At 56.8% G+C, this 24,584-nt stretch carries 21 protein-coding genes; 6 read left to right on the forward strand and 15 right to left on the reverse strand.

All coding sequences use genetic code 11. The features are described 5' to 3' along the window. Positions 1-261: 261 nt before the first annotated feature. Entirely contained in the window at positions 262-1,665 is a 1,404-nt protein-coding gene (locus SIAM614_RS15945) for a glycosyltransferase family 39 protein (protein ID WP_157139894.1), read from the forward strand. Positions 1,666-1,667: 2 nt separating this feature from the next. Here the strand turns inward: SIAM614_RS15945 and SIAM614_RS15950 are convergent, their stop codons facing one another. Next, positions 1,668-1,871 (reverse strand): hypothetical protein, encoded by a 204-nt coding sequence (locus SIAM614_RS15950; RefSeq protein ID WP_157139895.1) that lies wholly within the window; start codon positions 1,869-1,871, stop codon positions 1,668-1,670. 241 nt (positions 1,872-2,112) lie between these two features. Here SIAM614_RS15950 and SIAM614_RS15955 point away from each other — a divergent pair, with 241 nt between their 5' ends. The 3 genes from SIAM614_RS15955 (at position 2,113) to SIAM614_RS15965 (ending at position 8,721) form a co-directional block, all read left to right on the forward strand. Then, entirely contained in the window at positions 2,113-5,697 is a 3,585-nt protein-coding gene (locus tag SIAM614_RS15955) for a hydantoinase B/oxoprolinase family protein (RefSeq protein ID WP_006936014.1), read from the forward strand. Positions 5,698-5,846: 149 nt separating this feature from the next. Continuing rightward, positions 5,847-6,797: an IS630 family transposase gene (locus tag SIAM614_RS15960; protein ID WP_407636308.1), complete on the forward strand. Its 951-nt coding sequence runs from the start codon at positions 5,847-5,849 to the stop codon at positions 6,795-6,797. A 169-nt stretch (positions 6,798-6,966) separates the two neighbouring features. Then, positions 6,967-8,721, forward strand: coding sequence for a methyl-accepting chemotaxis protein (locus SIAM614_RS15965; protein WP_006936017.1), 1,755 nt, complete (start codon positions 6,967-6,969; stop codon positions 8,719-8,721). A gap of 207 nt (positions 8,722-8,928) precedes the next feature. On the opposite strand, the gene SIAM614_RS15970 is transcribed toward SIAM614_RS15965, so the two are convergent. Further along, positions 8,929-9,555, reverse strand: coding sequence for a DUF1062 domain-containing protein (locus tag SIAM614_RS15970; RefSeq protein WP_081455272.1), 627 nt, complete (start codon positions 9,553-9,555; stop codon positions 8,929-8,931). Positions 9,556-9,890: 335 nt separating this feature from the next. Beyond that, positions 9,891-10,655, reverse strand: coding sequence for a HugZ family pyridoxamine 5'-phosphate oxidase (locus tag SIAM614_RS15975; RefSeq protein WP_040440420.1), 765 nt, complete (start codon positions 10,653-10,655; stop codon positions 9,891-9,893). Positions 10,656-10,837: 182 nt separating this feature from the next. Here SIAM614_RS15975 and SIAM614_RS15980 point away from each other — a divergent pair, with 182 nt between their 5' ends. Continuing rightward, positions 10,838-11,290: a BA14K family protein gene (locus tag SIAM614_RS15980; protein WP_006936021.1), complete on the forward strand. Its 453-nt coding sequence runs from the start codon at positions 10,838-10,840 to the stop codon at positions 11,288-11,290. A gap of 166 nt (positions 11,291-11,456) precedes the next feature. On the opposite strand, the gene SIAM614_RS15985 is transcribed toward SIAM614_RS15980, so the two are convergent. Together SIAM614_RS15985 and SIAM614_RS15990 are read right to left on the reverse strand one after the other, a co-directional pair. Then, positions 11,457-12,677 (reverse strand): alanine racemase, encoded by a 1,221-nt coding sequence (locus SIAM614_RS15985; protein ID WP_006936022.1) that lies wholly within the window; start codon positions 12,675-12,677, stop codon positions 11,457-11,459. Positions 12,678-12,750: 73 nt separating this feature from the next. Further along, positions 12,751-13,539 carry an extensin-like domain-containing protein gene (locus tag SIAM614_RS15990; protein ID WP_006936023.1) on the reverse strand — a complete coding sequence of 263 codons (789 nt, stop codon included), beginning with the start codon at positions 13,537-13,539 and terminating at the stop codon, positions 12,751-12,753. 97 nt (positions 13,540-13,636) lie between these two features. Between SIAM614_RS15990 and SIAM614_RS15995 the strand changes: the two genes are divergently transcribed. Next, positions 13,637-14,263, forward strand: coding sequence for a LysE family translocator (locus tag SIAM614_RS15995; protein ID WP_006936024.1), 627 nt, complete (start codon positions 13,637-13,639; stop codon positions 14,261-14,263). An 11-nt stretch (positions 14,264-14,274) separates the two neighbouring features. On the opposite strand, the gene SIAM614_RS16000 is transcribed toward SIAM614_RS15995, so the two are convergent. The 10 genes from SIAM614_RS16000 to SIAM614_RS16040 form a co-directional block, all read right to left on the reverse strand. Beyond that, positions 14,275-15,420: a DUF2336 domain-containing protein gene (locus SIAM614_RS16000; RefSeq protein WP_006936025.1), complete on the reverse strand. Its 1,146-nt coding sequence runs from the start codon at positions 15,418-15,420 to the stop codon at positions 14,275-14,277. A gap of 744 nt (positions 15,421-16,164) precedes the next feature. Further along, the gene (locus SIAM614_RS16005; protein ID WP_006936026.1) at positions 16,165-16,764 is read right to left on the reverse strand and encodes an FMN-dependent NADH-azoreductase; all 600 of its coding nucleotides are present in this window, start codon (positions 16,762-16,764) and stop codon (positions 16,165-16,167) included. Between the two features lie 132 nt (positions 16,765-16,896). Beyond that, the gene (locus tag SIAM614_RS32035; protein WP_040440422.1) at positions 16,897-17,151 is read right to left on the reverse strand and encodes a hypothetical protein; all 255 of its coding nucleotides are present in this window, start codon (positions 17,149-17,151) and stop codon (positions 16,897-16,899) included. Next, entirely contained in the window at positions 17,051-17,338 is a 288-nt protein-coding gene (locus tag SIAM614_RS33660) for a DUF7940 domain-containing protein (RefSeq protein WP_081455273.1), read from the reverse strand. The genes SIAM614_RS32035 and SIAM614_RS33660 overlap by 101 nt, the downstream gene beginning before the upstream one ends. A gap of 66 nt (positions 17,339-17,404) precedes the next feature. Beyond that, on the reverse strand, positions 17,405-17,677 hold the full coding sequence (locus tag SIAM614_RS16015; RefSeq protein ID WP_006936028.1) for a hypothetical protein: 273 nt from the start codon (positions 17,675-17,677) through the stop codon (positions 17,405-17,407). 10 nt (positions 17,678-17,687) lie between these two features. Beyond that, positions 17,688-19,871 (reverse strand): virion core protein, T7 gp14 family, encoded by a 2,184-nt coding sequence (locus tag SIAM614_RS32970; RefSeq protein ID WP_157139896.1) that lies wholly within the window; start codon positions 19,869-19,871, stop codon positions 17,688-17,690. Between the two features lie 3 nt (positions 19,872-19,874). Beyond that, entirely contained in the window at positions 19,875-22,307 is a 2,433-nt protein-coding gene (locus SIAM614_RS16025; RefSeq protein ID WP_006936030.1) for a hypothetical protein, read from the reverse strand. After that, entirely contained in the window at positions 22,304-22,891 is a 588-nt protein-coding gene (locus SIAM614_RS16030) for a hypothetical protein (RefSeq protein WP_006936031.1), read from the reverse strand. The genes SIAM614_RS16025 and SIAM614_RS16030 overlap by 4 nt, the downstream gene beginning before the upstream one ends. Positions 22,892-22,912: 21 nt before the next feature. Continuing rightward, positions 22,913-23,251 carry a hypothetical protein gene (locus SIAM614_RS16035; protein WP_006936032.1) on the reverse strand — a complete coding sequence of 113 codons (339 nt, stop codon included), beginning with the start codon at positions 23,249-23,251 and terminating at the stop codon, positions 22,913-22,915. 209 nt (positions 23,252-23,460) lie between these two features. Then, positions 23,461-24,498 carry a hypothetical protein gene (locus SIAM614_RS16040; protein WP_157139897.1) on the reverse strand — a complete coding sequence of 346 codons (1,038 nt, stop codon included), beginning with the start codon at positions 24,496-24,498 and terminating at the stop codon, positions 23,461-23,463. Between the last annotated feature and the right edge of the window lie 86 nt (positions 24,499-24,584).

Genomic DNA, 24,584 nt, shown 5'->3' on the forward strand with positions numbered 1-24,584 from the left:
CTTGGAAGCGGGAATTGCCCGTCGGGATGCTGCTCTGGGTGCATTCTTTGAACACCTTGGAAAGCGCATCTGCCAGAACACTAGACGGAAAAAGAGACGACATCAACAATTTATCGATAAATTGTGATTGTCATTATCTAAATGCATAGCGAGCTTCCCTCCATCAAAAGGATTGGCTAGCGTTCGGGCCAGACAATGAGGAAACCTGAATTGGCGCCGCCACACAACAATCGCCTCCTGACTGGACAAAGAGTTGGCCAAATGGTTTTGGCACTTATTCTGGCGGTAGCAGCCTTGCTTCGTTTTCAGAACCTGGACAGAACGAGCCTTTGGTACGATGAAGCCGTTAGCTGGAGCCAGTCCAAGGGAACATTTACGGAATTGTTGACCGCCGTTGCGGCTGACAATTACCCACCCCTGCACAATATTTTGCTATGGCTGACAATGCCGGTGGCAGGAGACAGTGAAACGGCGTTGCGGCTCCCCTCCGTGTTCCTGGGTGTTCTTGCGGTCTGGCTGATCTATCTGACTGGCAAATCCATGGCAGGAAACACCACTGGCCTGCTTGCTGCCGCTCTCCTGACCGTTTCCCCGTTCCACATCTGGTATTCGACAGAAGCCCGCATGTACGCCTTGCTGGCAGCTTGCGGTCTCGCCTTCCTGCTTCTGGTACTTAAGAACCTTGAAAGGCCATCGACCTGGCGGCTGACTGGACTTGCCATTGCCGGAGCCTTGTTCCTTTACAGTCACATCTACGCCCTCCTTGGCTTTGCGTCCGTTGGCGTAATCTGCGCCATCCTGGCTTTGACCGGCATCTTGAAATCCGAACGCCTCGGCCTCTCCAATGCAGGTCTTACCTGCCTCGCAATGGCAGCAAGCGCGCTCGCCTTTTTACCGTGGCTGATCATTCTGGCGTTGCGAGCAAGGTCGGTGGCCGAAGAAGGCTTCTGGATTGCCTATCCTGATCCGGCGTTTCTCATCAACATCGCCTTCAACATGGCCGGGTCGCTGACGGTGTTCTGGGTGCTGGCAGGCCTGGCCGTCGCCAGTCTCCTGACCATCTTACACCTGCCTGGTAGGTACTTCGGCAAACCACAAAGCGCGGATGCAATCCTCGTTTGCTTCGCCTATACCGCTGGCCCGCCGCTTCTGGCCTATCTTTATTCCATCTTCGTGCAGCCAATCCTCTTCGACCGATATCTGATTGCCGCCTGGCCTGGGGTTATCCTGTTGGCGTCAGCAACTGCCCAGCGCCTGGCACCACGTGTCGCACCGGCTGCTTTGCTCGCTTTAGCCATATGGCTGAGCTATCCCGAACTTAAATTCACGCTGCTGGAAAAAATTCGCCCGGAGTGGCGCCAGATCGCGCAAGATTATCGCGCGCTGAAAGGCGAAGGAGATCACCTGCTGCTGTACAAGGGCTTTGCCGCCCCTGCCGTGTCTTATTACCTCCGCGACCCGAACGCCTTCACGGCAGTCGAGACAGTCGATGAACTGGGACAACGCGCCGAGAATGCGCGATGGCTATTAATCGTCCATACAAGCAGCGAGGAAATGCGCGCAGCGGAAAAAGCCTTTGGTCCGGGGGGAAACTCTCCGGCAGCAAGACGATTTGGATGGGGAGCCAGTGGCCTCACCCTTCTGGAACGCGGACAGGCTGAATAATCTCACTCGAATGGACCCCATTCCGAATACAGCCAGAAGCAGAGCGCCACGACGCAAAGCACGAGTGCGCCAATTGCAAATTCCAAGAGCAGCCCCAACAGGGAAGCGCCCAATAACAACGCAACCAGCAGGCCGACAGCAACAAACCAGATGTCCGCAGTCAGAACGCTGATCGTAAAATCGACTGCATCCACTAGACGCAACAAGATTGGGTCCCGTTCCCCTGATCTTTCGTTAGCCGACATCCGCGCTTTCTCGGTTTTTCTTTGTGTCACAGGGACATATGGGAAAGATGGAAGCGATAAAAAGATCAAATAAAAACCTATTCAGATTTTTTCATCGACATTTTATCGATAAAATGTCAGCATAATATCATCTGCTATCAAAACGCTAATTACCGGCACGGAATCGCGTGTTCCCGAAGCCGGCAGCATCAGAGGGAAGATCATGACAGCCAAGTGGGATTTCTGGATCGACCGTGGCGGCACGTTTACCGACATTGTTGGCCGGTCGCCTGACGGCACGTTGCATCCGCATAAGGTGCTCTCCGAAAATCCGGAAGCTTACCGCGACGCCGCCATTCAGGGCATTCGGGAATTGCTTGGTGTGGAAAAGGGTGCAGGCATCCCCTCGGACAAGATCTCGACCGTCAAGATGGGCACAACCGTCGCCACCAATGCGCTTCTGGAGCGCAAGGGCGAGCGGACGGCACTGTTCATCACGAAGGGCTTTCGGGACGCCCTGGAGATCGGCTATCAGGCTCGCCCGCACATTTTTGCCAAGGAAATCATAAAGCCCGAGCTGCTCTATGAGAGTGTCCACGAGATTGTCGAGCGCGTCCGCGCCGACGGGGAACTGGAACTCGCGCTGGATGAAGGGCAGGCCCGCAATGAAATGCAGGCTGCTTGGGATGACGGAATTCGCTCCATCGCAATTGTGCTGATGCATGCCTATGCCTATCCCGCGCACGAACAGCTTCTGAAGAAGATCGCGGAAGATATCGGCTTCCCGCAGATTTCGGTCTCTCACGAAGTGTCACCGCTGATGAAGCTGGTGGGACGGGGCGACACCACCGTGGTAGATGCCTATTTGTCCCCGATCTTGCGCCGCTACGTGAACCAGGTCCAAGAAGAACTGGGCGAAGGTCCACGGTTGATGTTCATGCAGTCTTCCGGTGGTCTCACCGCAGCAGATCTCTTCCAGGGCAAGGACGCGATCCTCTCCGGTCCGGCTGGAGGTGTCGTCGGCGCTGTCGAAACTTCCCGCATGGCAGGCTACGAAAAGATCATCGGCTTCGACATGGGCGGGACATCAACCGACGTCTGCCACTACGACGGCGACTACGAACGCGCATTTGAAACGGAAGTTGCCGGTGTGCGCATGCGTGCGCCCATGATGATGATCCACACGGTTGCTGCCGGTGGCGGATCGATCCTTCATTATGCCGATGGCCGCTTTCAGGTTGGCCCGGATTCCGCTGGTGCCAATCCTGGGCCGGCCTGTTATCGCCGCGGTGGCCCTCTTACCGTCACCGACGCCAACTTGATGACCGGCAAACTCGCACCGGAGTTCTTTCCGAAAATCTTCGGCCCGGATCAGGATCAGCCGCTCGACGGCGACGTAGTCCGCAAACGCTTCACAGATCTGGCCATGCGCATCGGCGATGGCCGATCGCCGGAAGAAGTCGCCGACGGCTTTTTGAAAATCGCAGTCGAGAACATGGCCAATGCCATCAAGAAGATCTCGGTCCAGCGCGGATATGACGTAACCGAATATGCTTTGACGTGTTTTGGTGGCGCCGGCGGTCAGACCGGCTGCCGCGTTGCAGACAGTCTCGGCATGAAGACCGTCATCCTGCATCCGTTCTCAGGCATCCTGTCCGCATACGGCATGGGATTGGCCGATATCCGGGCAGACCGGCAACAGGCCGTCGTCAAGACGCTGACAGACGAGCTCATCCCTGAGCTTCAGTCTCTACGCGATCAGCTCGCCAGCCAGACGGAAGCGGAACTCGACCGGCAGTCGATCTCCGCCAACGCACGCCGCACGACCGCGACCGCACATCTGCGCTACGACGGCACGGATACTCCGCTGCCAGTCCCGCTCAGTTCCGTCTTTGAAATGCGCGCGGCGTTCGAGGATGCGCATAAGAAACAGTTCGGCTTTGCCTATGAAAAGAAGCCGGTCGTTGTGGAAGCTCTCGAAGTCGAGACAGCCGGTGGCGGCGCAGGTCTCACAGAGCCGGACCTGACATTGACCTCCGAGTCTCCCTCTCCGAACACATCCACCAGCATTTACTCCGAAGGGAGCTGGCACAAGGCGGGTATCTTCAAACGCGAGACTCTGAAACCGGGCATGAAGGTGACCGGTCCCGCAGTGATCATCGAGCCGCATGCGACAATCGCCGTTGAAGATGGCTGGCAGGCAGAAGTCAATTCAAAGGACCACGTGATCCTGAAACGTATCGTGCCTTTGAAACGCGCCGAAGCCATCGGCACGCATGCTGACCCCGTCATGCTTGAAGTGTTCAACAACCTGTTCATGTCGATCGCCGAACAGATGGGTGTCACGCTTCAGAACACGGCCTATTCGGTCAACATCAAGGAGCGGCTGGATTTCTCCTGCGCGGTCTTCGATGCGGATGGTGCGCTCGTTGCCAATGCGCCGCACATGCCGGTACACCTGGGCTCCATGGACCGCTCCGTTGAAACGGTGATCAAGCTCAACAAGGGCAGGATCAAGCCGGGTGATGTGTTCGCGCTCAATGCCCCGTACAACGGTGGAACTCACCTGCCGGACATCACTGTGGTTTCGCCCGTCTTTGACGACGACGGCAAAGAGATCCTCTTCTGGTCCGCGTCCCGTGGCCACCATGCCGACGTCGGTGGATCAGCCCCCGGCTCCATGACCCCACGTGCAACCAACGTGGACGAAGAAGGTGTTCTCTTCGACAACTTCAAGATCGTCGATGAAGGCCGCTTCCGCGAGCAGGAACTGGTTGAGCTCCTGACCAACCATCCTTACCCCGCCCGCAATCCGCATCAGAACGTTGCCGACTTGTCTGCACAGATCGCCGCGAACGAAAAAGGCATCCAGGAACTGCGGAAGATGGTCGCCCATTTCGGACTGGATGTCGTCCAGGCTTACATGGGCCACGTTCAGGATAATGCGGAAGAGAGCGTTCGCCGCGTGATCGAGGCTCTGAAGGACTCAGAATACGAGTATCCGACAGACCAGGGCTCCGTGATCAAGGTCAAGATCACCGTCGACAAATCGAAACGCGAGGCAACGGTCGACTTTACCGGCACCTCCGGTGTGAAGCCGAACAACTTCAATGCACCGGAACCTGTAACCCGCGCCGCAATCCTGTATTGCTTCCGGGTCATGGTGGACGGCGACATTCCAATGAACGCCGGTTGCCTGAAGCCGATCAACATCATCATTCCCGACGACTGCATGTTGCGGCCGTCCTATCCGGCAGCGGTCGTGGCAGGTAACGTGGAAACATCACAGCATGTTACCAACGCCGTCTTCGCAGCGCTTGGTGCCATGGCCAATGCTCAGGGAACGATGAACAACCTGACATTCGGCAACGACACGTATCAGTACTATGAGACCATCTGCTCCGGCTCGCCGGCAGGACCTGGCTTCAATGGTACGGACGGTGTCCACACCCACATGACCAACTCGCGCCTCACTGACCCGGAAGTTCTGGAGTTCCGTTTCCCGGTTCTCCTGGAAGACTTCCACATCCGCAAGGGAACCGGGGGCAAAGGCAAGTGGTCCGCAGGAGATGGTACCAAACGGACCCTGCGCTTTCTTGAAAAGATGGACTGCGCAATCCTCGCCTCCCATCGCACCGTTCCCCCAAAAGGATTGGCCGGGGGCAGCGACGGCGAGCTCGGCCGAACAGAAGTTCGAAGGCTGGACGGCACGGTCCAACAGCTCGAAGGATGTGATCAGACTGTGCTTGAAGCAGGAGAAGCAGTCACTGTAATCACGCCGACGGCCGGCGGCTGGGGCAACGCCTGAGCCCAAATCGCACGATCCGATGAGTAAGCACGGCCGCCTGTCAAGGCGGCCGTTTTTTTTAGAGCGTTTCCTCTCTTGATTGAATCGCGGGGGATTCCTCTTTTCGGCGAATTGTGATTCAAGATGCTGGCTGGTGAGGAGGCCAGCATCTGATGACCCGACCTCTGTCCAATGATCTTCGCGAGCGTGTGGTTGCCGCGGTTTCGGCCGGTGAGACCTGCCGTTCTGTGGCAGCCCGCTTCGGTGTTTCGGTGTCTTCCGTCGTGAAGTGGTCGCAGCGGTATCGGGCGACAGGTTCGGTCGCACCGGGCAAGGTCGGCGGCCACCGCAAACCCGTTCTGGAGCCGCATCGCGCCTTCATCGTGGAGCGGATCGAGCAGACGCCAGACCTCACCTTGCACCGGTTGAAGGACGAACTGGCGGTACGCGGAGTGAAGGTCTCGCACAATACGGTGTGGGAGTTCCTGCGCCGCGAGGGCCTGCGCTTCAAAAAAACGCTGTTCGCCCTTGAGCAGGCGCGCGCGGACGTCGCGCGCAGGCGTCGTCACTGGAAGGTCCGGCAAACCCGCCTTGATCCTGCCCGCCTCGTCTTCATCGACGAGACCTGGATCAAGACCAACATGGCGCCGTTGCGCGGCTGGGGGCGGAAAGGCAAACGGCTCAGAGGCTTCGCCCCGCACGGCCACTGGCGCACGCTGACTTTCCTCGGTGCCTTGCGCTGCGACCGCCTTACCGCCCCTTGCGTCTTCGACGGGCCCATTAACGGCCGATGCTTCGCCGCTTATGTCGAGCAACAGCTCGTGCCAGCCCTCAAGGCCGGCGACATCGTCGTCATGGACAATCTCGGAAGCCACAAGTCCGCAGCGGTGCGCGACGCAATCAAGGCCGCCGGTGCCACGCTTCGCTTTCTGCCACCCTACTCGCCCGACCTCAATCCGATCGAGCAGGCCTTCTCCAAGATCAAGCACTGGATGCGACAGGCTCAGAAGAGAAGCATCGAGGAAACATGGCGCCACATCGGCACCCTTGTCGCTTCTATCGAGCCCAACGAATGCGCCAACTATCTCGAAAACGCTGGATACGCTGCCGTCAAAACATGAAACGCTCTAGTTGCCCCCGGGAATACAACATCGTCATTTCTACCCAGGCGAGAAAATTCTTATCCCTCAGGTAAAACGTTTACCGTTTTTTCAACCTGAATCCGCCTAAACTTAACCAGTTTCAACTCAGGCGCTGCCCACAGCGCCGAGGAATTCGGGTTTTTGAGAAATGTTGGCATCAAATCCCATTGCAACCTCGGTTGCGGCGAAAATTCTCGCGCTGGTTGCCTTACTCAGTCTTGGCCTGCTTGTCGTGGCTGCCGTTGCGATTGTCCAGATGGGAATGATCGGCAAGGAACTTCAGAATATCGCCGAGAAGGATATTCCGCTCACCCATGCAATCAGTCAGGTTGCCAGCCATCAGTTGCAACAGGCAGCAGTCATCGAACGGATCATGCGCGTCTCCGGCCTGACATCTGAAGACGAAGCTGCATCGACCGAAGCCCTGAAATCAACGTTGGCAGCCTTGAATGAACAGGTTTCCGGTGAAATCCTGAAAGCGGAAGCTCTCGCCAGTCAGGCGCTCGAAAAATCATCCAGCGAAATTGAACGAGACGAGTTTTCAAAAACGCTTGAACAATTGAAACGCATAGAAATTGAATATCAAACCTACTCGGCTGAGATAGCAGCCATCTTGCAGAAGATCGAACAGAACAATCTGACGGACGCGAGTGAGTTGCTCGTTGAACTTGAAAAAGAACAGACCCGTCTGGACCACGAACTGGTCTCGCTGCTGACCGAGATAGAACGCTTTACACAAGTCGCCGCAACCACAGCAGAAAATCACGAGAAACAAGCTTTTCGGCAGATTGCGATTACCGCGGCTTTGACTTTGGTCTTCTGCATTGTCGGTTCGGTACTTTTTGCGAAGTTTCTGATTTCCCGTCCGTTGCACCAGGTCACGACAGGACTTCTCGAGCTTTCGAGAGGCAACACGGATGTGGAAGTCAACGTTCACACAAGAGACGAAATCGGCCGCGTAGCAAGGGCATTCGAAACGTTTCGGGAAAATACTATTGAAATGAAGCGCCTGCAGGACCAGGCGCGCGAGGAGGAAATCCAGGCAGAAGCTGACCGCCGGGACACCAGGCTACGGTTGGCCGATGAACTTGAAAAACTTCTGATGACCAGCTGCGATACGGCCGTTTCCGCCTTGAGCGAACTTGCAACCGGTGCCGATGAATTGGCCCGGAACAGTCATGAGACCATTGAGAGATCCAACACTGTTGCTGCCGCGGCTGAACAGGCGACAGCTTCGGTTCAATCCGTTGCGTCCGCATCTGAGGAGTTGGCAAGTTCCATCCACGAAATCAGCCGACAGATTACGCTTGCCAATTCCTCCACATCTCGCACATCCGAGCAGGCGGAAGTCTCCGGTGAGACCGTTGGCAAGCTGTCAGCATCTGCTGAAGAGATCACGGATGTTCTCAAGCTGATCAGCGACATTGCCGCCCAAACGAACTTGCTTGCCTTGAACGCAACAATTGAAGCGGCAAGAGCCGGTGAAGCAGGCAAGGGCTTTGCAGTTGTCGCATCTGAAGTGAAAGCCCTTGCGACTCAAACCGGCCAGGCCACCGATCAGATCGGCTCTCAGCTAAGCGGTGTCCAGACAGGTGCCGCAACCTGCTCCGATGCGATTACCACCGTGGTAAAGGCCATGATGGAAATTCGGGAACAGATATCCGGAATTGCATCGGCGATCGAAGAACAGAACGCCGTCACTTCAGAAATAGCCCAAAACGCCCATCAGGTCGCGCAAGGCAGCGCTGACATCACAGCCAACATTTCGCAGGTGAACCAAGCGGCCCAGATTTCAGGTGACCGGGTGGAAGAGGTTGTCAGCAGCATCCAGAACATTTCGTCCCAGATCACGACAATACGAGACGGGTTGAGCGATTTTCTGGGGCATCTACGCGCAGCCTAAGTATTGCCGACGCTCCTTTTCTGCCTTTCTTGACTTTGAATCACCACGTGTTGAACCGCCGTGTCCGCAACGCGGACACGGAAACCAGAAAATCGAATATGGGGTAAAGACTGGCAAAAGAGCCAAGCCTTTCCATGCGGGGCAATTTCCCCCTCGCCGCATGCATTCCCATCCGTCCTCAATCTCAGCCTGTGACCGGCTCCACATTTATGGAAGGCTGAAGTCGAACAGCCGTTCAAACATGACTGTCTTGTCCGGTGCGGCAGGACGGTTGAACTCAACGACAAACTGGTCGGGAACACGCCTCTTCAGAGCCTTTGCGGTAATCGGTGGCATCTTCAGAGCGCCTTGCTTCACCATATTCACAAGGCTGCTACGCGACAGACCGAGCCCCATTGCAAGGACCCTATCAACTCGCGCCTCTACGCGGTTCGGATTGAGCAGTGTGAGCACCGCTTTGTCTGCATGCGAACTCACACCGGACACCAGCCGGCGCTCCAGGCCGAAACCCGTATCGGGACAAGTTCCGGAAACCCCGGCAAGTTTGCAGGCAAAGGCATTTGCCAGCCCTTGATCGTTCCGCTGCAACGCCTCCAGCAGACCTGGCTGCAGGCTTCCGACAGGTCGACGTTCAAACATGGTCCTGTTCCATCTGCTGCTGCAATCTTCGCAGCGATAGATCAGCCAGGCATCAAGTTGGCCACCATTCGCATTCACTCGAAATTTACCGGTCGAACCAAAAGGCTTCACAACTCCGCATCTTTGGCATGGGCGATTAATGTTTGGAGTTTCAGAACGGAAAACAATCCATTCTACGTTCAATATAGACGACATTCCGCGGGTCTTCCTCGCACGGGAAGTCCGTCACAGGCAGTCGGGACGGCCGAAAGCGTCAGCTAACGGCGCTCAGTTTGGCTGGAAAAATGGAAATGTGTGCGATGAACCTGAACAGGATCAGATGCGCATGGCCAAGCCACACCGGTCCCGATCCGCCGCCAGGACGAACAAGTTCATGACGCATTCAACTGAATGCATGGCGGGATCGATGACCGGTCAGAGTGTTGGCAAAACAAACGTCCAGATTGAAAAAGACGACTTTCGATAGCGCTGCCAGCAACAACACGCAACGCTAACCTGGCCTCTTCTGAGGTATGCGAGTCGAATTGCTGTCAGGTGTTGCGCGCTTGCAAAGCCAAAGCCACTAACGCAGGCCGAAGTTCTGAAGGATCTTTCAACGAATTCGCAAACCAGAGCCGCTCAACCTTGTCTCCTGCAACGAGATCGAGACCTTCGGGATCCAGACAGGCAAGTCGCCAGTTGGCCTCCCCGGCTTTCAGAAGGGTTTGCGCGTAAAGTTTTACGGCATCCCGATGATCCGAATTCATGTGCGCAACTGCCCCCGCCTCCATCGACGCCCAGTCGTCAAGGGTGCTCAGAGGCGTTTGCAGATCCTGTTTTTCCAGCTCGAACGCCTTGCCGAATCCCCCGTTCAGACTTGCTCGTGAAAGCTCCAGTCTGAAAAAGGAAAAGTCTCCGAAATCAACGTATAGTTCCGCTTTCGGATGCCGAGACAGGTATCTATTTCGCAGTCGCTCGTGGTCAGCGGTTTCTCTTGAAATCTTCATTGCCGTACAAAAGAGTGAAACCCTCGGGTGAGCAAGCGGATCACCTTTTCCTGGTTCACCTAACAACAAAGAACAAGAAGGATCCGCAATAATTGCCGTGGTGTGTCCGGACAACGAGCTTGTCAGAATGACAGGCGTACCGTCCAGGTCAGTCGCAACGGCCACACGGCTCGCCAGCGGGTGTCGTGTTCCGGCTTCGAGCACCGCCAACGCGCCAAATCTAGCCGTTCTTATCAGTTCCTTCGCCAACCTCCTGGCTTGATCATCGGTCGGACGGATCACTGATTTCGGTTCTTTTTCCAGGCTCACGGCCCCTCCAAATTTTGCAGCCTTTCGGCCAGATAAACAACCAATCCCATGGTTTCTCCCTGCCACGGAACCTGAACGTCAGATGAACAGACATCTCAGAACCGGTTCAGCCCTCCTGTGCGAATGTCTCACCATCAGATACGGCGCCAATCGGAAACAGCGCCTGCCTTTGGAGAAAACCGATGAAGACCATGAGCAAACGTCTCGTTGCCGCCGCCCTGACGGGCACCCTTCTTTTGCCGACCTTCGCGTCCGCAGAAGCCGGGTCGCGCCACGGCTGGCGTGACCAACGTGGCGGCCACCATCAAAGCTACAGACACCATAACCAAAATCATAAACGGAACAAAAACAATGACAATCTGGGCGCCGCTGTCGCTGCTGGCGTCATCGGTCTGGCTGCAGGTGCAATTTTACTGGGCGCAACCCGCCAGCCGAGCTACGCAGGCCCGCCGCCAGTGAACCACTACCCTCCGGCTCCCTACCCGGCGCCGTATCCGGGCCAAGTTCATACGGCTATCGGTTATCAGCCTTGGAGCCCCGCTTGGTATCAATATTGTTCTTCGAAATACCGGTCGTTCAACCCGTCAACCGGCACCTACACCACCTACCAGGGTGAACAGCGCTTCTGCCAATAAGCCGCCCCTTGGTGGTGCACAATAACTTGGGGCAACAAACGACAGATCGGCCGTACCGGTCACCCGTTTGTTGCCGGTTTTCTGATGAAGCGGCACCCATCGATGCGTTGAAGTCAATTCAATCCCAACCTCAGCCAAGTCGTTGTGTCTGCGCCCGTTTTCACGTTTAATCTGCCATGGTTTCGATTGAAGCAAAGCCTTCCGGTGCCTCACCTGCGTCAAACGGGGTAGCGACCTCAATCACCTTGTCGGGATAAAATCCGTTGAACCGCGTGCGCAGCGACAAACTGTAGGCACCAATGTGGCCAATCTCGATCCAGTCTCCTGTATCGACCGTTTCCGGCAGCCAGAAGGGTCTGGAAAGAATATCCACACTGTCACAAGTGGCCCCGCAGACCTTGAACGGCACAATCTTGTCAGGCTGTCCCGCGCGGGTCTTGCGTGCCGGGTCAGGAATAAAACGAGCCGGCAGAGTGATCTTTCCAGTCCAACTGTCCGAAAGAGAAGCCCAAATTCCATCGTTGATGTAAAGGCGTCGGCCTTTTTTCAGCAGCACACGCACAATAAGCGAGATAGACCGCGCCACGATCACGCGACCTGGCTCGGCGACAAGTGGAAGATCGTCGAACTGCCAATCGGCGATATCTGCCTTCAGTTGCCCCATCAACGCCTCAAGTGTGGGCATCTCCGGCACCTTGCGGCGGGGATCGTGACCGTAGACGGCAGGAAATCCACCTCCAACATCCAGTTCAACAATAGGGACTCCGGCACGTGATCTTATCCAATCGGCAGAAGCGAGTGCCCTTTCGTAAGTTTCCGGCTCTTCAATCTGGCTACCAACATGAAAACACAAACCACACTTGAACCCTATGCGGTTTATCCGTTGAAGCAACTCGACCGCGTGGCCGGGAGCTGCACCAAACTTTTTCGACAGTTCGTAGGCAGCGTGTCCCTTGGTCGCGATGCGAACAAAAAGCGTGATGGTTCCAGGATCGATATCTAGAGCCCGAACAATGCGCAGGATCTTCGCGACCTCGTCTTCATGGTCGAGCGAAAGCGTTCGAATACCGTAGGTTTCAAGAGCCAATCGAATGTCCGACTGCGCTTTGATAGGATGCATGTAAAGCATCTCGGCTTTTGGCGCCGCCTTCTTCACTGAAGCAAATTCGGCCGGCGATGCCACATCGAAACAGCTGATTCCGGCCTTCGCGAGTGCTTCAAGAACAAATGGTTCACCGTTCGTCTTGACAGCATAAGCAGTCTTGCCGGGAAAGAGTGACTGAAATTGCTGTGCGTCATGCTTCAGCACGTCCGGGCGGAAACAATAAACGGGTTGATCGGGACGAAGATCTAGGGCGGCTTCAATTGCTGTTTTATATCGTTCCATCAGTCGTTCCGGCGTTAGAAGTCATCGGGTAGAAAGGACCAAGCTTGCGGCTGATTTGCAAGCCGGGATCGGATTATTGGCAAATAACGTAGGTACAGCTTTTGCCATGGCACCCGATATCGAGATGAAAGTGGGACTTGTGGTTGGGGTCTGCATCGGGGCCAAGTACGGTCATAAAGCGTTTGCAGGCAGCCTGGTGGATCGACGACAAAAATTGGCCCTTCTCGGTCTTGCTTGCCCAATCCGTTTCAACAGAGATCTCGGTCCCGTCACTCAACCGAAAAGCCGTGATATCAATGGCTTTGCCAAGTGCATGTTCCGAAAGCTTCCCGTCTGGCTGATTGTTTCTGCGGCGGCACTGATAACCTGGCCCCGTAAAAAACTCCGACACAGGTTGTCCAAACTCTGCCTGTGCCAATGGCACGACATCTTGAATGACCCACTCTGTGAGCGTCTTAACAAACCCACAAGACAAAGTGGCATTGGTCGGGAAGGCCACCTCGAAACTTTCGCTACGTAATCCTGTGAGATTTACAGGCACGGCGATCCCGCAGCCCTCGTCCCCCACCTCACCTTGCAACGGAGCAAGTCGATCAAACACTGCCCCTTGGATGTCGCAGGACGCAAGCTCAGATGTTTCTGTTGGCAACGATTTTCCGCCACCTTCAACCGGCTCAGTAGAAAACAACTTTGTGTCCCCTGCAGGCTTGGTTGCCGGCACATCAATCCCCTCAATGAAGCGCGTTTGACCAAGCTCCTGAATGGGCTTTTCTTGTGGCAACGGAGGGCTTGCGTAAGCGTAACGAGGCAGAAGACAATGCACCAGCAAAACGGCGGAAACAAACACGACGCTTATCTGCATTCCCTGCTCCGCATACTTCCATGATCAACAACCGTCATGATTGAACAACGCGTGCCCCGCGTCTATGGTTGCACCTGGGGGAAAATGAGGGATCCCAATGACACTAGAGCTCTTCTCCGCTTACGTGGTTGCGACCGTGATCGTCCTCGCGATCCCGGGACCAACTATCATGCTTGTCGTCAGCTATGCCCTGACTCAGGGGCGTAAGTCTGCGGTTGCCAGTGTTCTCGGTGTGGGATTGGGGGATGCAACAGCAGCAACCGCCTCACTCATGGGTCTTGGCGCCATTCTGGCGGCTTCGGCGACGGCTTTCAGCATACTAAAGTGGGTGGGCGCAATCTACCTGGTCTGGCTTGGTCTTAAGATGTGGAGAAGCCGGCCAACTGCACTTGGCCCGCATCAGGTCGCCGATGTCCCTGCCCGAAAGATATTCTGGCATGCGTATGTGGTTACAGCGCTCAACCCGAAGGGTATCGTTTTTTTCATGGCGTTCCTGCCACACTTTATCGCACCTCATGCCCCGGTTGTTCCACAACTCGCACTTCTGGGAACGACGTTCGTTGTTTTGGGGATCTTGAATGCAGCCGTTTACGCCTACGCAGCAGCGGCTCTTGGCCAAAAACTGAGAAACCCATCTCTGCTGAAGCTGATAACCAGGATTGGCGGTGGGTTCTTGATCTTTGCCGCAGCCATGACTGCGACCTTGCAGAGATCAGCCAACTAAGGAAAGCAAACTTAGCGACTGGACGCGAAGGGAATGTTTTTCTTGGACCGTACGGTTTCGGCTTCGATTCTTTCCTCTTCGGTTTTCAGCCCGAAATTCGCACCCGATTGTTTCAAGGTTTCAAGAGACCTTCGCGCACCATCTTCACTGAGCGCAGCATAGCGCTGGATTGCGGCATTCAACTCCAGTCCGCCAATGCGCAACCGACGGGCTCGCATCGTCAGAATATCCTTGTAGGCTTCGGCAGTAACGCCGTTTGCCTTGCAAAGAATGATCAATGGTTTGTCACTTGAACTGAACAAAAGCTGAGACACGGCGGCGGGTGGCAAATTGCTGACTTTGGCAAGCAATATACCAAGTTCCGCTGTTCTGTCAGACCGCGCAAACAAGGTCACCGCTTCATCTATTTTGGTCTTCTTGTTGACTACATCGCGGATCAACGCATTAGACTGTTCGCGAGCCTCTTCGAGCTTGTGAGCACGAGCTGCCACTTCGGTTGCAGCGCGCTCGGCCAGAAGCTGGACAAGCGTGCTGTCGGCCCCGAGCGCACTCACTCTCTCTTTCAGTTCTTCTGTCAAGAAAGGCAGCAAGGCATGCGCGGCCTCTTCCGGCAAATCCGTGCGGTTAATCAATGCCGCCTGAATGGCTTCGCTTGACCTGGCTTTGTCTACCAGTTTCAGGAATGACGCATCGGCGAACTCTGCACCCTGGTTTTCTGCTACCTTGCTCAAAACCGACGTATCTCCGCGGTCGACCAGTACACTGGTAACTGCCTTGTCGACGGTTTCACGCCCCGCAATTGCACCCAGATGCTCCATGGAGGCAGAAGATGCAATCGCCACGAGATCGTCTGAAGTCAGTGCTGGCGAGTTTTCCAGGACAGGCCCTGCAACGGGAAACGCATCCTGCGCCAGCTTCACCATCAGATCACGGGGAGCGTCTTTTTCCTTGCAAACGCGTTTGGACAGAATGATCCGGGTTTCTTCTTCCAGCTGCCCAAGCACCTTCAGAACGATGTCACCGAAAAGCAGGCTGATCTGCTCATCGCGATCATCGCCGGAACTCACGAAAAGGTCAGTCAGTGTACTGACCAAGCTTCTGCGCCCCGCAGCACTTGAGTCCCTTGCCAATTCAGCAAGTTTTGCAAGATTGAACATCAACACCCCGACGCACCAGTCGCGTAAGCGTGAACCCTATCAGCCGGCTCTTAACATTAAGCTACCGTTGACATCGGCGAAACTGGATGGACTGCGTGCTGCCGAAATCCGCCCCACAATCAATTCGCTCCGCCAAACCATTCTTCACAGTCCGCGATCGCGACACCTGGGCAATTTAGTTCTGTTTTTTGCGCGGATGGCAGGGACCGTTTCCATTCAAGGCTTTACTTAATGCTTCCTCAACAACCACAACCCTAGAATGCAGCCTTCCGCTGCGCTGCAGCATCTTTTTTGCTTCGCTTCGGCATTATGCTGACTTAGTATCGCCCAGTCAGAAAGAGGTAATCGGGAGCGGACATATGACCCTTGTACGGAACCTGAACATGATTGCCTTCCTCGCAGCCTTTGCGTTTTTGGCTGCAATCGTAGTTGGTGTCATCTGAGCCAAACGGCAAGAAACCTAAGAAAACGAGCTGCGCCGAGCAGACGTCGATTCAATTAAACAACAAAAATAGTTTCCCGGCGTAGCCGGCTGCACCAGAAGGTGCAGCCGTCAAAGTCGCTTGGTTGATTCAGCTGTTGCTAGCTTGCCTGGCTTTGAGGGAACGAAAGTACAATTTCTTTCCTTAAAACAAGCCAACTTTTCCCGCCAGGAAACTACAACTAAAAATTTTACTCTGACGGAAGCCCGTTGCATTTCGCAATTTTATATGACGGTACCTTCCACCTGGTCCACCGCTTCACTCAGGCGGCTAGTTCCAATGTCTGAGCCAGTGCGGCGTCCCGGTTATCAGGGTCAATCATCAACTGATCGGCGGCAATAATCGTCACATCGGAAATTCCGATGAAGCCCAGAATATGCTTCAGGTAAGTCCCGGCGAAGTCGATCTCTGATCCTACCTTGGTGCCACCGGAGGCAATGATGATATAGGCCTTTTTTCCCTGAAGCAGACCAACCGCTCCATTCTCCGTATACTGGAACGTCTCTCTTGCCCGCGCGATCATGTCGATCCACGCTTTTAGCGCCGCCGGAACGGAGAAGTTGTAAACAGGGGTGCCAATCACGATGGTATCTGCTGCCTTTAATTCCCCAACAAGCGTGTCAGACAAAGCAAGCGCCTCTTTCTGTTCTGCGCTCCGTGCAGCAGGATCTGTAACAGTCGCTCCGATCCACTCTTCACTGAGGAAAGGCAGTCCCTGGGAAACATCACGAGCAATGACTTCAACATCTGGTGATTTTGCCATTAAACGTGTCACAAAGGTCTGCCCAAGGTCCCGCGTCACCGAACCGGTGGCACGAGCAGAGGCATTAATGTGCAGGATTGTTTTCAACGGCGCGGACATTTTGATCTCCAATGTTTCAGAAAGAGAAACGGTTTCTGTTCGTGATCTGGAGATAGTCTTCGATTTTTTTAATAACTAGCCTTGAATTGGTGAACAGTGCGTCAAGCCATCAAACGATGCCTTATGGGCATTTCAAGCCCCCCATCTAATTCCTGACAGGAGTTTGTAAAGTCCAGCCAGCGCCAGCGCCCCCACAATGGTGCTAACCAGTTTGCCCTTGACGCTGGACGTCCCTTTGCGCAAATCGCGCAGAAAATGCATATCCTTTTGAGCCTCAAACGGATGTTCAATATCGACGCCGAGCGCACGAAGCACTTCCTGGGCAGCCTCCCGACCGCCTTCTTTTCCGCCTTCTCTGGCAAATTCCCGAAACTGATCTTCGTTCATTGCCCGTCCCTTGCGTAGCCATTTTTAATTTCGTCGTACCATCGGCTGCATCGCGTAAGCCCGCCGCAAAGAAGTCACCCAGAAAGGGCAACGCCACCTCCGCGCCAGAGAGCAGCGCAGCAAGCAGCATAAGGCGCACGCTCCAAGCCCTTTGCAGGACCGCGCGCCAGTCTGAAACCAGTTTCATTGGAGTGCCTTTCAGGCATAAAAAAACCGCCTCAAGGGCGGTGTGTTTCGGTCGGTTCGGTCGAATTTAGTCAGCCGCGGGTGGCGCCCATTCCGAAATGACACCTCCAGCATTTCGCCAAGCCTGCGCGGCTTCAATGACCTTGATGCTCCACCCAAAATTTTCGCCCGGCCTAAGCCCTGTTTCGAGCGTTTCCGTGTAACCGTTTGCGTGTTGAACATCGTAGGAGCACGCCCCGACGATCTTGGACATATCGGTTAGAGTGGGGTCGGTTTCATAGCCTGGGAAGAAGCCATGAAACTTGGTGATGACAGTTGTTTTAACATTGATTTCAGTCATGCCGTTTCCTCTATGCTACACGCTGATATATGGCGATTTGACCGGCCGCACCGCGACTACGCCACGTACCAGACAGGCCCGTGGACTTGTTGGGGTCAGATGAGTCGGCATAGCCAGTGGATGCGCTGTGCAAGTAGCAGGCTCGTGAAGCATTTCTGTTGATCGAGGCGGGCGCCGATGCCCAGATGATGTGTCCAATCGGATAGTTTGTTTCGTTCGCGTTGGACCCGTCATAGACAAGCCCTAGCTTATGAAATCCGCCGTCGTTCTCTTCTGCAACGAGAGCGTTGGCGCTGTCGTCCCAGCCTAAGTATCTGTCCGTATTGCTGTTCTTGTCCCTGAAAATAATCCAGTTGTCGCCGGACCCGGCACGACCAAGATATATATGGTTGTTCGAAAGAAGCTGACCTGTTGCAGTCACGTTCCCCGAGATTGTCCCGCTTACATCGGACCGCAAAAGCTGGTTTGGCCCAAGGCCGCCGACCGTGCCGGCGTCGTAGCTGGTTGAACCTTGTGGCCCTTCCGGCCCCGTTGCCCCGACCGGCCCCACATCGCCCTTTGCAGCCAGCAAGCCCCAATCATCCGGCGAGATGCTGGGGTTCTGACCGATGTTCACCCGCAACGAGATATAGGACGACCCGTTATAGGTGACCGTTTCGTCAGAATTGTACGTTTCGCCAGAAGACCAGAAGCCCCGATAGATCAACCCGGGATCGCCCTGCGGGCCTTGCGGACCCTGCGCACCTGTCGGACCTTGCGGGCCGGGATCGCCTTTCGGTCCTTGGATGCCTTCCGGGCCTTGCACACCCTGCGGCCCTTCCGGCCCCTGAATGCCCTGCAATCCCTGCAGGCCGCGTTCCCCTTTCGCGGCAACAATGTCCCATTCAGCGGCGGCGTCTTCCGGGGTGACACCGGTATGGGCTGCCACGCAGATGAAGTAAGACCCGTCATGGCTGACCGTATCTCGCTCAACGTAAGCGGTTGCCACGTTCCACGTTCCACGGTGGTTCAACCCGACAGGACCGGCCGGGCCTCGAATGCCCTGCGGCCCCTGCAAGCCCTGCGGCCCGCGCCCGAAGTTGACACCAGTCGACCAGGCGCCGACCGCGTTGGAGAGCTTCCAATAAACAATCCCGGCCTCGGTATCGAGAAAGGACGTGTCTTTGGGTTCAGCGTCATAGGCTGCACGGTCGGCCGTCAGGCCGGTGTAATCCGGATCAAATGACTTGCCAATCGGCCCCTCTGGACCCTGCGGGCCTTGCGGTCCAGTCGGTCCTTGCGAGCCAGTCGGACCGGATGGCCCTTCAGGACCTCGCGGACCTTCATAGCCGAGCGGGCCGCGTTCCCCTTGAGGCCCCTGCGGACCTGCAGGGCCTTGCGGACCGGCCGGACCCGTGGGGCCTTGGTTGCCAACCGGGCCTTTCGGTCCTTGAGCACCTGGGAGAGAGGCTATTTCAAGAACCTGCTGAAGCGTCGGCAAGTCCTGATTTTCGGCCGCATCAAGCGCGTTGATCATTCGGCGGCCTTTCAGGTCAAAGCCGCCGTTGACCTCGATCAGCGCCCGGGTGGCGACCGACTGCATGTTGATCGCCGTCCGGTCCATGGCGCGTTCCATGACCGCCGGGTCAATCTCACCGCCCGCCAGGCTGTAAGGCTGATCGTATTTGCTCACCAGCAAAACCGTCAGCACTTCGCCAGGCTGCAAGGCGGCAGCATCAAACAGCACTGTACCGGTACCGAAGTTGCCCCCGGTAACACCGCCAAGCATCGCGCCGGTGGCGCTGATACGCCCCGCGCGGCGGCTCGAATGTGCCCGCTCCCGGGCAGTCTTCGCCTCGAAGGTCAGATTGTCCCGCTTGCCTTCCGCGCCATACCGGATGGCTTCGATGTTTTGAGCCACTTCGAAGGCATTGTCGTCCGCGACGTCGTTCAGCGAACCGGTTTGCGACAGACCCCGTTCGGCTCCGGCAGCCCGGTTGAAGCCGAGCGCCCTTTCGTATTTGTCCAGGGTTCGTTTTCGCTCAAAAGAAGCCTGGGTCTGATTGACTGCCTTCTGGTGGTCGGCCAGTTCTGCACGGCGTTCTTCCGCCTTTGCCTGGGCATCTGCCTGCTGGCGCGCGCCTTGCGCTTGCACGGCGCCGCCGGCCAGCGATCCCGCAACGGAGACCGCAGCCAATATTGCTGGATGACACATGAATTAAGGCTCCGCGTCTCGGCCGAAATTGACGGCCAGGATGGTGCAGGGTTTGCCGCCGCTGGCTGCCAGCGTAAGCTGCCCCCCGTCTTCCCATCGCGTTTCGATTGGCTGGTCGAGCACGCCTGTGCGCAAGGGCGCCGGCTCTCCGGCGGGGTCACCCGCACGGTAGTAGATCAGCTCGTCCAGAAAGGTTTCGTCTGACCCGGCCTTGAGGGTCCCGGTGTCCAGAACCGCGATACTGCAACTGTCCACTCGCATCTTGCGGCCCATGGCCGAACCGTCCTGCGCATTAACGGGAAACGGCAAGGTCTTCGCCCTCGCCTCCACGTTCAGCCCTACCAGGATCTTTTCCGCCGTCTGGCCATTCGGCAGGCTCGCTTCTCCGGCGGTCACAATTGCCGGATAGTCGGTCCCATCGGCATAAAGGATCACCTCTTCGCCTTCCAGGTGTTGAAGTCCCGAGACCGTGTTTGCCGGCAGGCCTTCGTAGTGCGCGCCGCAATCGAGATGCCATGCATCCTCGATCGCCCCGCCCGGAAACGGCCGCTGCATGATTTCGATGTACCGCCGTGTCTGTCCGTCGATGGTCCGTTTCACGATCATCCAGACGGTGTCCGCTCCAGCGCCCGAAAGGTCCGCCATACATTCCACCACACCACCGAAATCGTGGCGCTGCATGCCGTAGACCTGCTGCTGGCGTTCATAGGTGAAACCGATCCCACTGCCTTTCTGGTCCCACTGCCAGATGACGCTATCGGGGTATTGCTGGTAGCAGGCCCCGGCAATACCGCTTTGAAACAGATGCGACTGCACCTCGCTCACCGCCTGAGACACCCGGCCATCGGAGCCGAAGTCATAGGCCATTTCGCGCATGTCGGTTCCATAAGGGCCGTAGTAGATCAGCACCGATCCCACCTTGATCGGGCTGACGTCATTGGCACCGAAATTCGTCTCAGGCTTCTGGTCGACATTCTCCGGCCCGTAGGGGTCCTGATCGGTCGCCTTGCCGACGGCACGCACCGCGCGGGTCGTGCCGACAATCAGGTCGTTATCGTCGACCAGCCACTGGATCCGGTTCACCTGTCCGGAAAGAATGCCCGCGGTCACCGCGTCGGATGCCTTCAGAACATGGGAAACGGAAAAGTTGGTGAAGTCCTCCGTCTGGCTTTCCCAGATCTTCTGTGGTTCCTCGCTGGTGCCCGCGAAGGCGAGCCTGTTCTTGTGCCAGCCGATTGTTTCCGGCCACCCCGTGGTGCCGGACCATGCCCCCAGCCGCCAGATGCTTTGTGCCTTGGTGTCCTGCAGTGCCTGGCCAAAAAGCTGCACCTTGACCGAGGTTGCCGACTGGCGGCTGTGGATCCGGAACCAGCGCCAGAACCCGTCCGACCCGCGAAACCGGATATGCCGCCCCACGTCAGACGGCTGAAAGCCAGCACCGCCATTGATGCCACCTGTCCCTGAAGCCGTCAGCGTGAACGGGCTCTGGTCGTTGCCGGCCCGGTGAAACACCAGTTGCCCGATCGCGGAATTGTCCGAAGCTGATCCGCCGCCTTGCGTGAAGCTCAGCCGGTAATGGGTAAAGGCGGTCTCGTTGTGAAAATCATATTCTCGCCATTCGTTGGAGGACCAGGTATCCTGACCGTCCTGCGTATCCAGGATTGTCCAGTCGGAGCCATTGTTCGACGCCTCGATGTTCCACTGCCAGGGCATGTCGTCGTTCTGGCTGTTATCGTTCGGCGCCTGCAGCATGTAGGCGTCGATCACGACACTGCCGGGAAACTGATATTGCACCCAACCCGTTGCCCCGGAGGAAAGCACTGTCTTGCCTTCCGAGCGATTGAACAGCTGCCAGGCCGAAGCGCTGCCGTTGGAGGCCGACACAGTCCCGCTTGGGGCTGTGTTCGATGTCATTTTGGGAACAGCATTGCCCGTCGCGGCCGGTTTCAGGTTCGTCGGCGAGATATTGACGTCCAGATAGGGCCCATCCCTGAACGACATCGGCTCGATCGCCCAGGAAAGCTCCGACAATCGCTTGAGGGCCTGCGGGGCAACGCCGCCACCGGCGATGAACAGCGTGTCGGTCGACTGTACGAATTTCAGCCGTGGCAAAACCCCGGAGGAATAGGGTGTCGCCACCTCAACAGTGCCGACCCGCCCCTCGCTGGTGAACACCCGGAAAATGTGGTGGCCGAACTCAAGCATGTAATATTGCCCGTTTCCGAACTCGAACGGGATCAACCAGCCTTGCCGACTGCTGTCCTTGAGTTCTGCAATGAATTTGGTGCCGCCGCGCCGGCGCAGACCGCCGCGTTTCAGGGTCAGGAAATTCCGGCATTCGGCCAGGGAGGACCGGAACAGTTCCAGGTCCGAACGGTAGATCAGCTCCGGGTCGAGTTCGCCCCGGCTGAACGTGGCTTGAAGGTGATAGCTCATCTGTTTGCAATGATATCCAGATCAATCATGGGAAGCGGCGTGCCCTGCAGGGCGTCGGATGTTCCGGCCTGGTCGAAGGCTTCCCGCGCCGCCTGGCGCAAGGCTTCCGCACGGCTGTTCTTTCCGGTGATCGAATGGGCGCAGCCTGCCGCCAGAAACAGGGCGAACCCGTTCACGAACAGCGGCGCGAATTCGGCCTCCCGCACCACCCGGCGCACATGGCGGAGCGGAAACGGCGGCGGATGATCCGACATGATGCGCTGCCCCACCACTTCGAAGGGAATGATCGTCCCTCCCGGCGATCCGCCAACACTCTGCTGTGGAATGCGAAGCGTGCCGGCTGGCAGCTTGTATTGATAGGCCCAGCGAAACGGCGGCTTTTCAGTCTCTGCGGGCAGGTTCACCAACTCGATGGCAAAGTCCCAGTCGTGCATGGCCAAATAGGCATCCCGGTGCGCCGCGTAGTGGTTCTTGAACCAGCGCGACGCGACGGAGGAAAAATCGAAGTCGCGGATGGGCGCTTCCTTCAGATGCGCAAGCGCAAGGTTCGCCATCTCAACGGCTGTGTTGACGGTTCCCGACATGAAATAGTTTCCTTGAAAGGGTCAGGCGGCGGCAAGATCGCCGGCTTTGGCCTCATAGGCAGCAAGCGCCTGAACGGCCTCGTATTTGTTGGCGGCCTTCACACCGGCATAATCCGCGGCCATGGCCTGCTGGGTCTTCCAATGCTCCTTGCGCCAACCTTTGGGCAGCGGCTTTTCGGCCCGTGGCTGCCTTGCCGCCCTTTGCTTGCGGTTCCAGTCCGCGGCCAGCGCATCGGCCAGGTGTTCCTGCCGCTTTTCGGCCTCCGTTTTCGGCGGGGCGCAACGAGCCAGGAAATCGGCTTCGTGTTGTTCTTCCAGGCGCTGGAGGTGCCGCAGGCGGCGCATGATGATCTCGTCCATGTCTGGCCTCTTTTCGAGAAAAAAAAAAGGGCGGCAAACGCCGCCCGAAGAAGTTTGACAGGCCCTGACTTGGTCAGGCCCGTGAGAGGTCGAACCGGTCAAACAAAAAGCCCGCAGGAAAGGCTACGGGCAAAAACGTAGATCGGTCCAAAACCGTTGGAGTGAATGTATGCGGTCGCTTGTCCCCAGACTGCCCCGAGGGTACGCCGTCAGATATTCACCTTCAGGCAGGCCAGCTTCACGTTCTTGCGGTTGTATTTCCGGTCCCAGTTGGCCGCGTTGCGCAGTTCGGCCAGGCTCGCGCCCTGGGATTTGGCAAGAGAAGACGCCGTGAAATCCATCCCGGCCGGATGGATCAACTCGAAACGTCGGGTGGTCAGATAGTCGGCACCGCCGCCGTCGCCAATATCCGGATCACGGGTGATTTCGGTGCCTTCGTTGCCGTAAATCGTCGAGCGGCTGGGCACTTCGTCGATATGCATGAAAGCGCCCGGTGCAAACAGGAAGCAGGAGTATTCGTCCGAATTGGCACCGGCCGTCACCGGCATCATTTCCGAATGCACCACCATCATTCCGGCGTAATAAGGCACCTCGAACGGCGCTTCGGACGGTTTCTTGAACTCGATCTTTTCGTCGTCCAGAAGCGTGCCATAGACGAAGCTGTGCATGGCGATCACGCGCAGGTCGTCCAGGTTTTCACCCATGGTCAGCCGGGCCCGGTTGATCGCCTGATAGCTGATGCGGTTGGCAGCCGTCGGCGAACCGACATCGGAATAGATGGAATAGATCATGTCGCCGCTGTCATTGGCGACATTGTCGGCGATCACGCCTTCAGCCGTCGCAATGATGCGCTCTTCCTTGCGGCGTCCCCAATAGGCGCTGATCCGCTCCGCCACCCGGTTCATGGCGCTGTCGCCTCGCCCCGTTGCGGCATAGCTTGCCACCGTCTTGGCACCGTATTTCTTGGCCAGGCGGTGCTTGTAGGCCTTCATGTCACTGGCGGTGATCTTGCTGACACCGATCTTGTTGTCGCTGTCGTCAATCACCGTCGGCTCGGCATCGTCGAGGTCTTCCCAATAGGGCACTTCAATCTGGTTGCCACCGGCCTTGAAGCGCTTGCCGATTTCCGGTGCCGGACCGGCCAGAATGCCGGATTTTTCCAGCATGATCAGCTTGGCCGGCTTGTTCTCCGCCATGTAGGGGGTAAACACACGCGGGACGACGATGTCTGAAATTTGAGATGTCATTGAATTTCCTTGGGTTTGTGTAAGAGATTACGTTTGAGCAAGAGGCAAACGAAGCGAGCCATCGCGAACCATTCGGTCACGCCTTC

Source organism: Roseibium aggregatum IAM 12614 (assembly GCF_000168975.1).
Taxonomy (GTDB): Bacteria; Pseudomonadota; Alphaproteobacteria; order Rhizobiales; family Stappiaceae; genus Roseibium; species Roseibium aggregatum.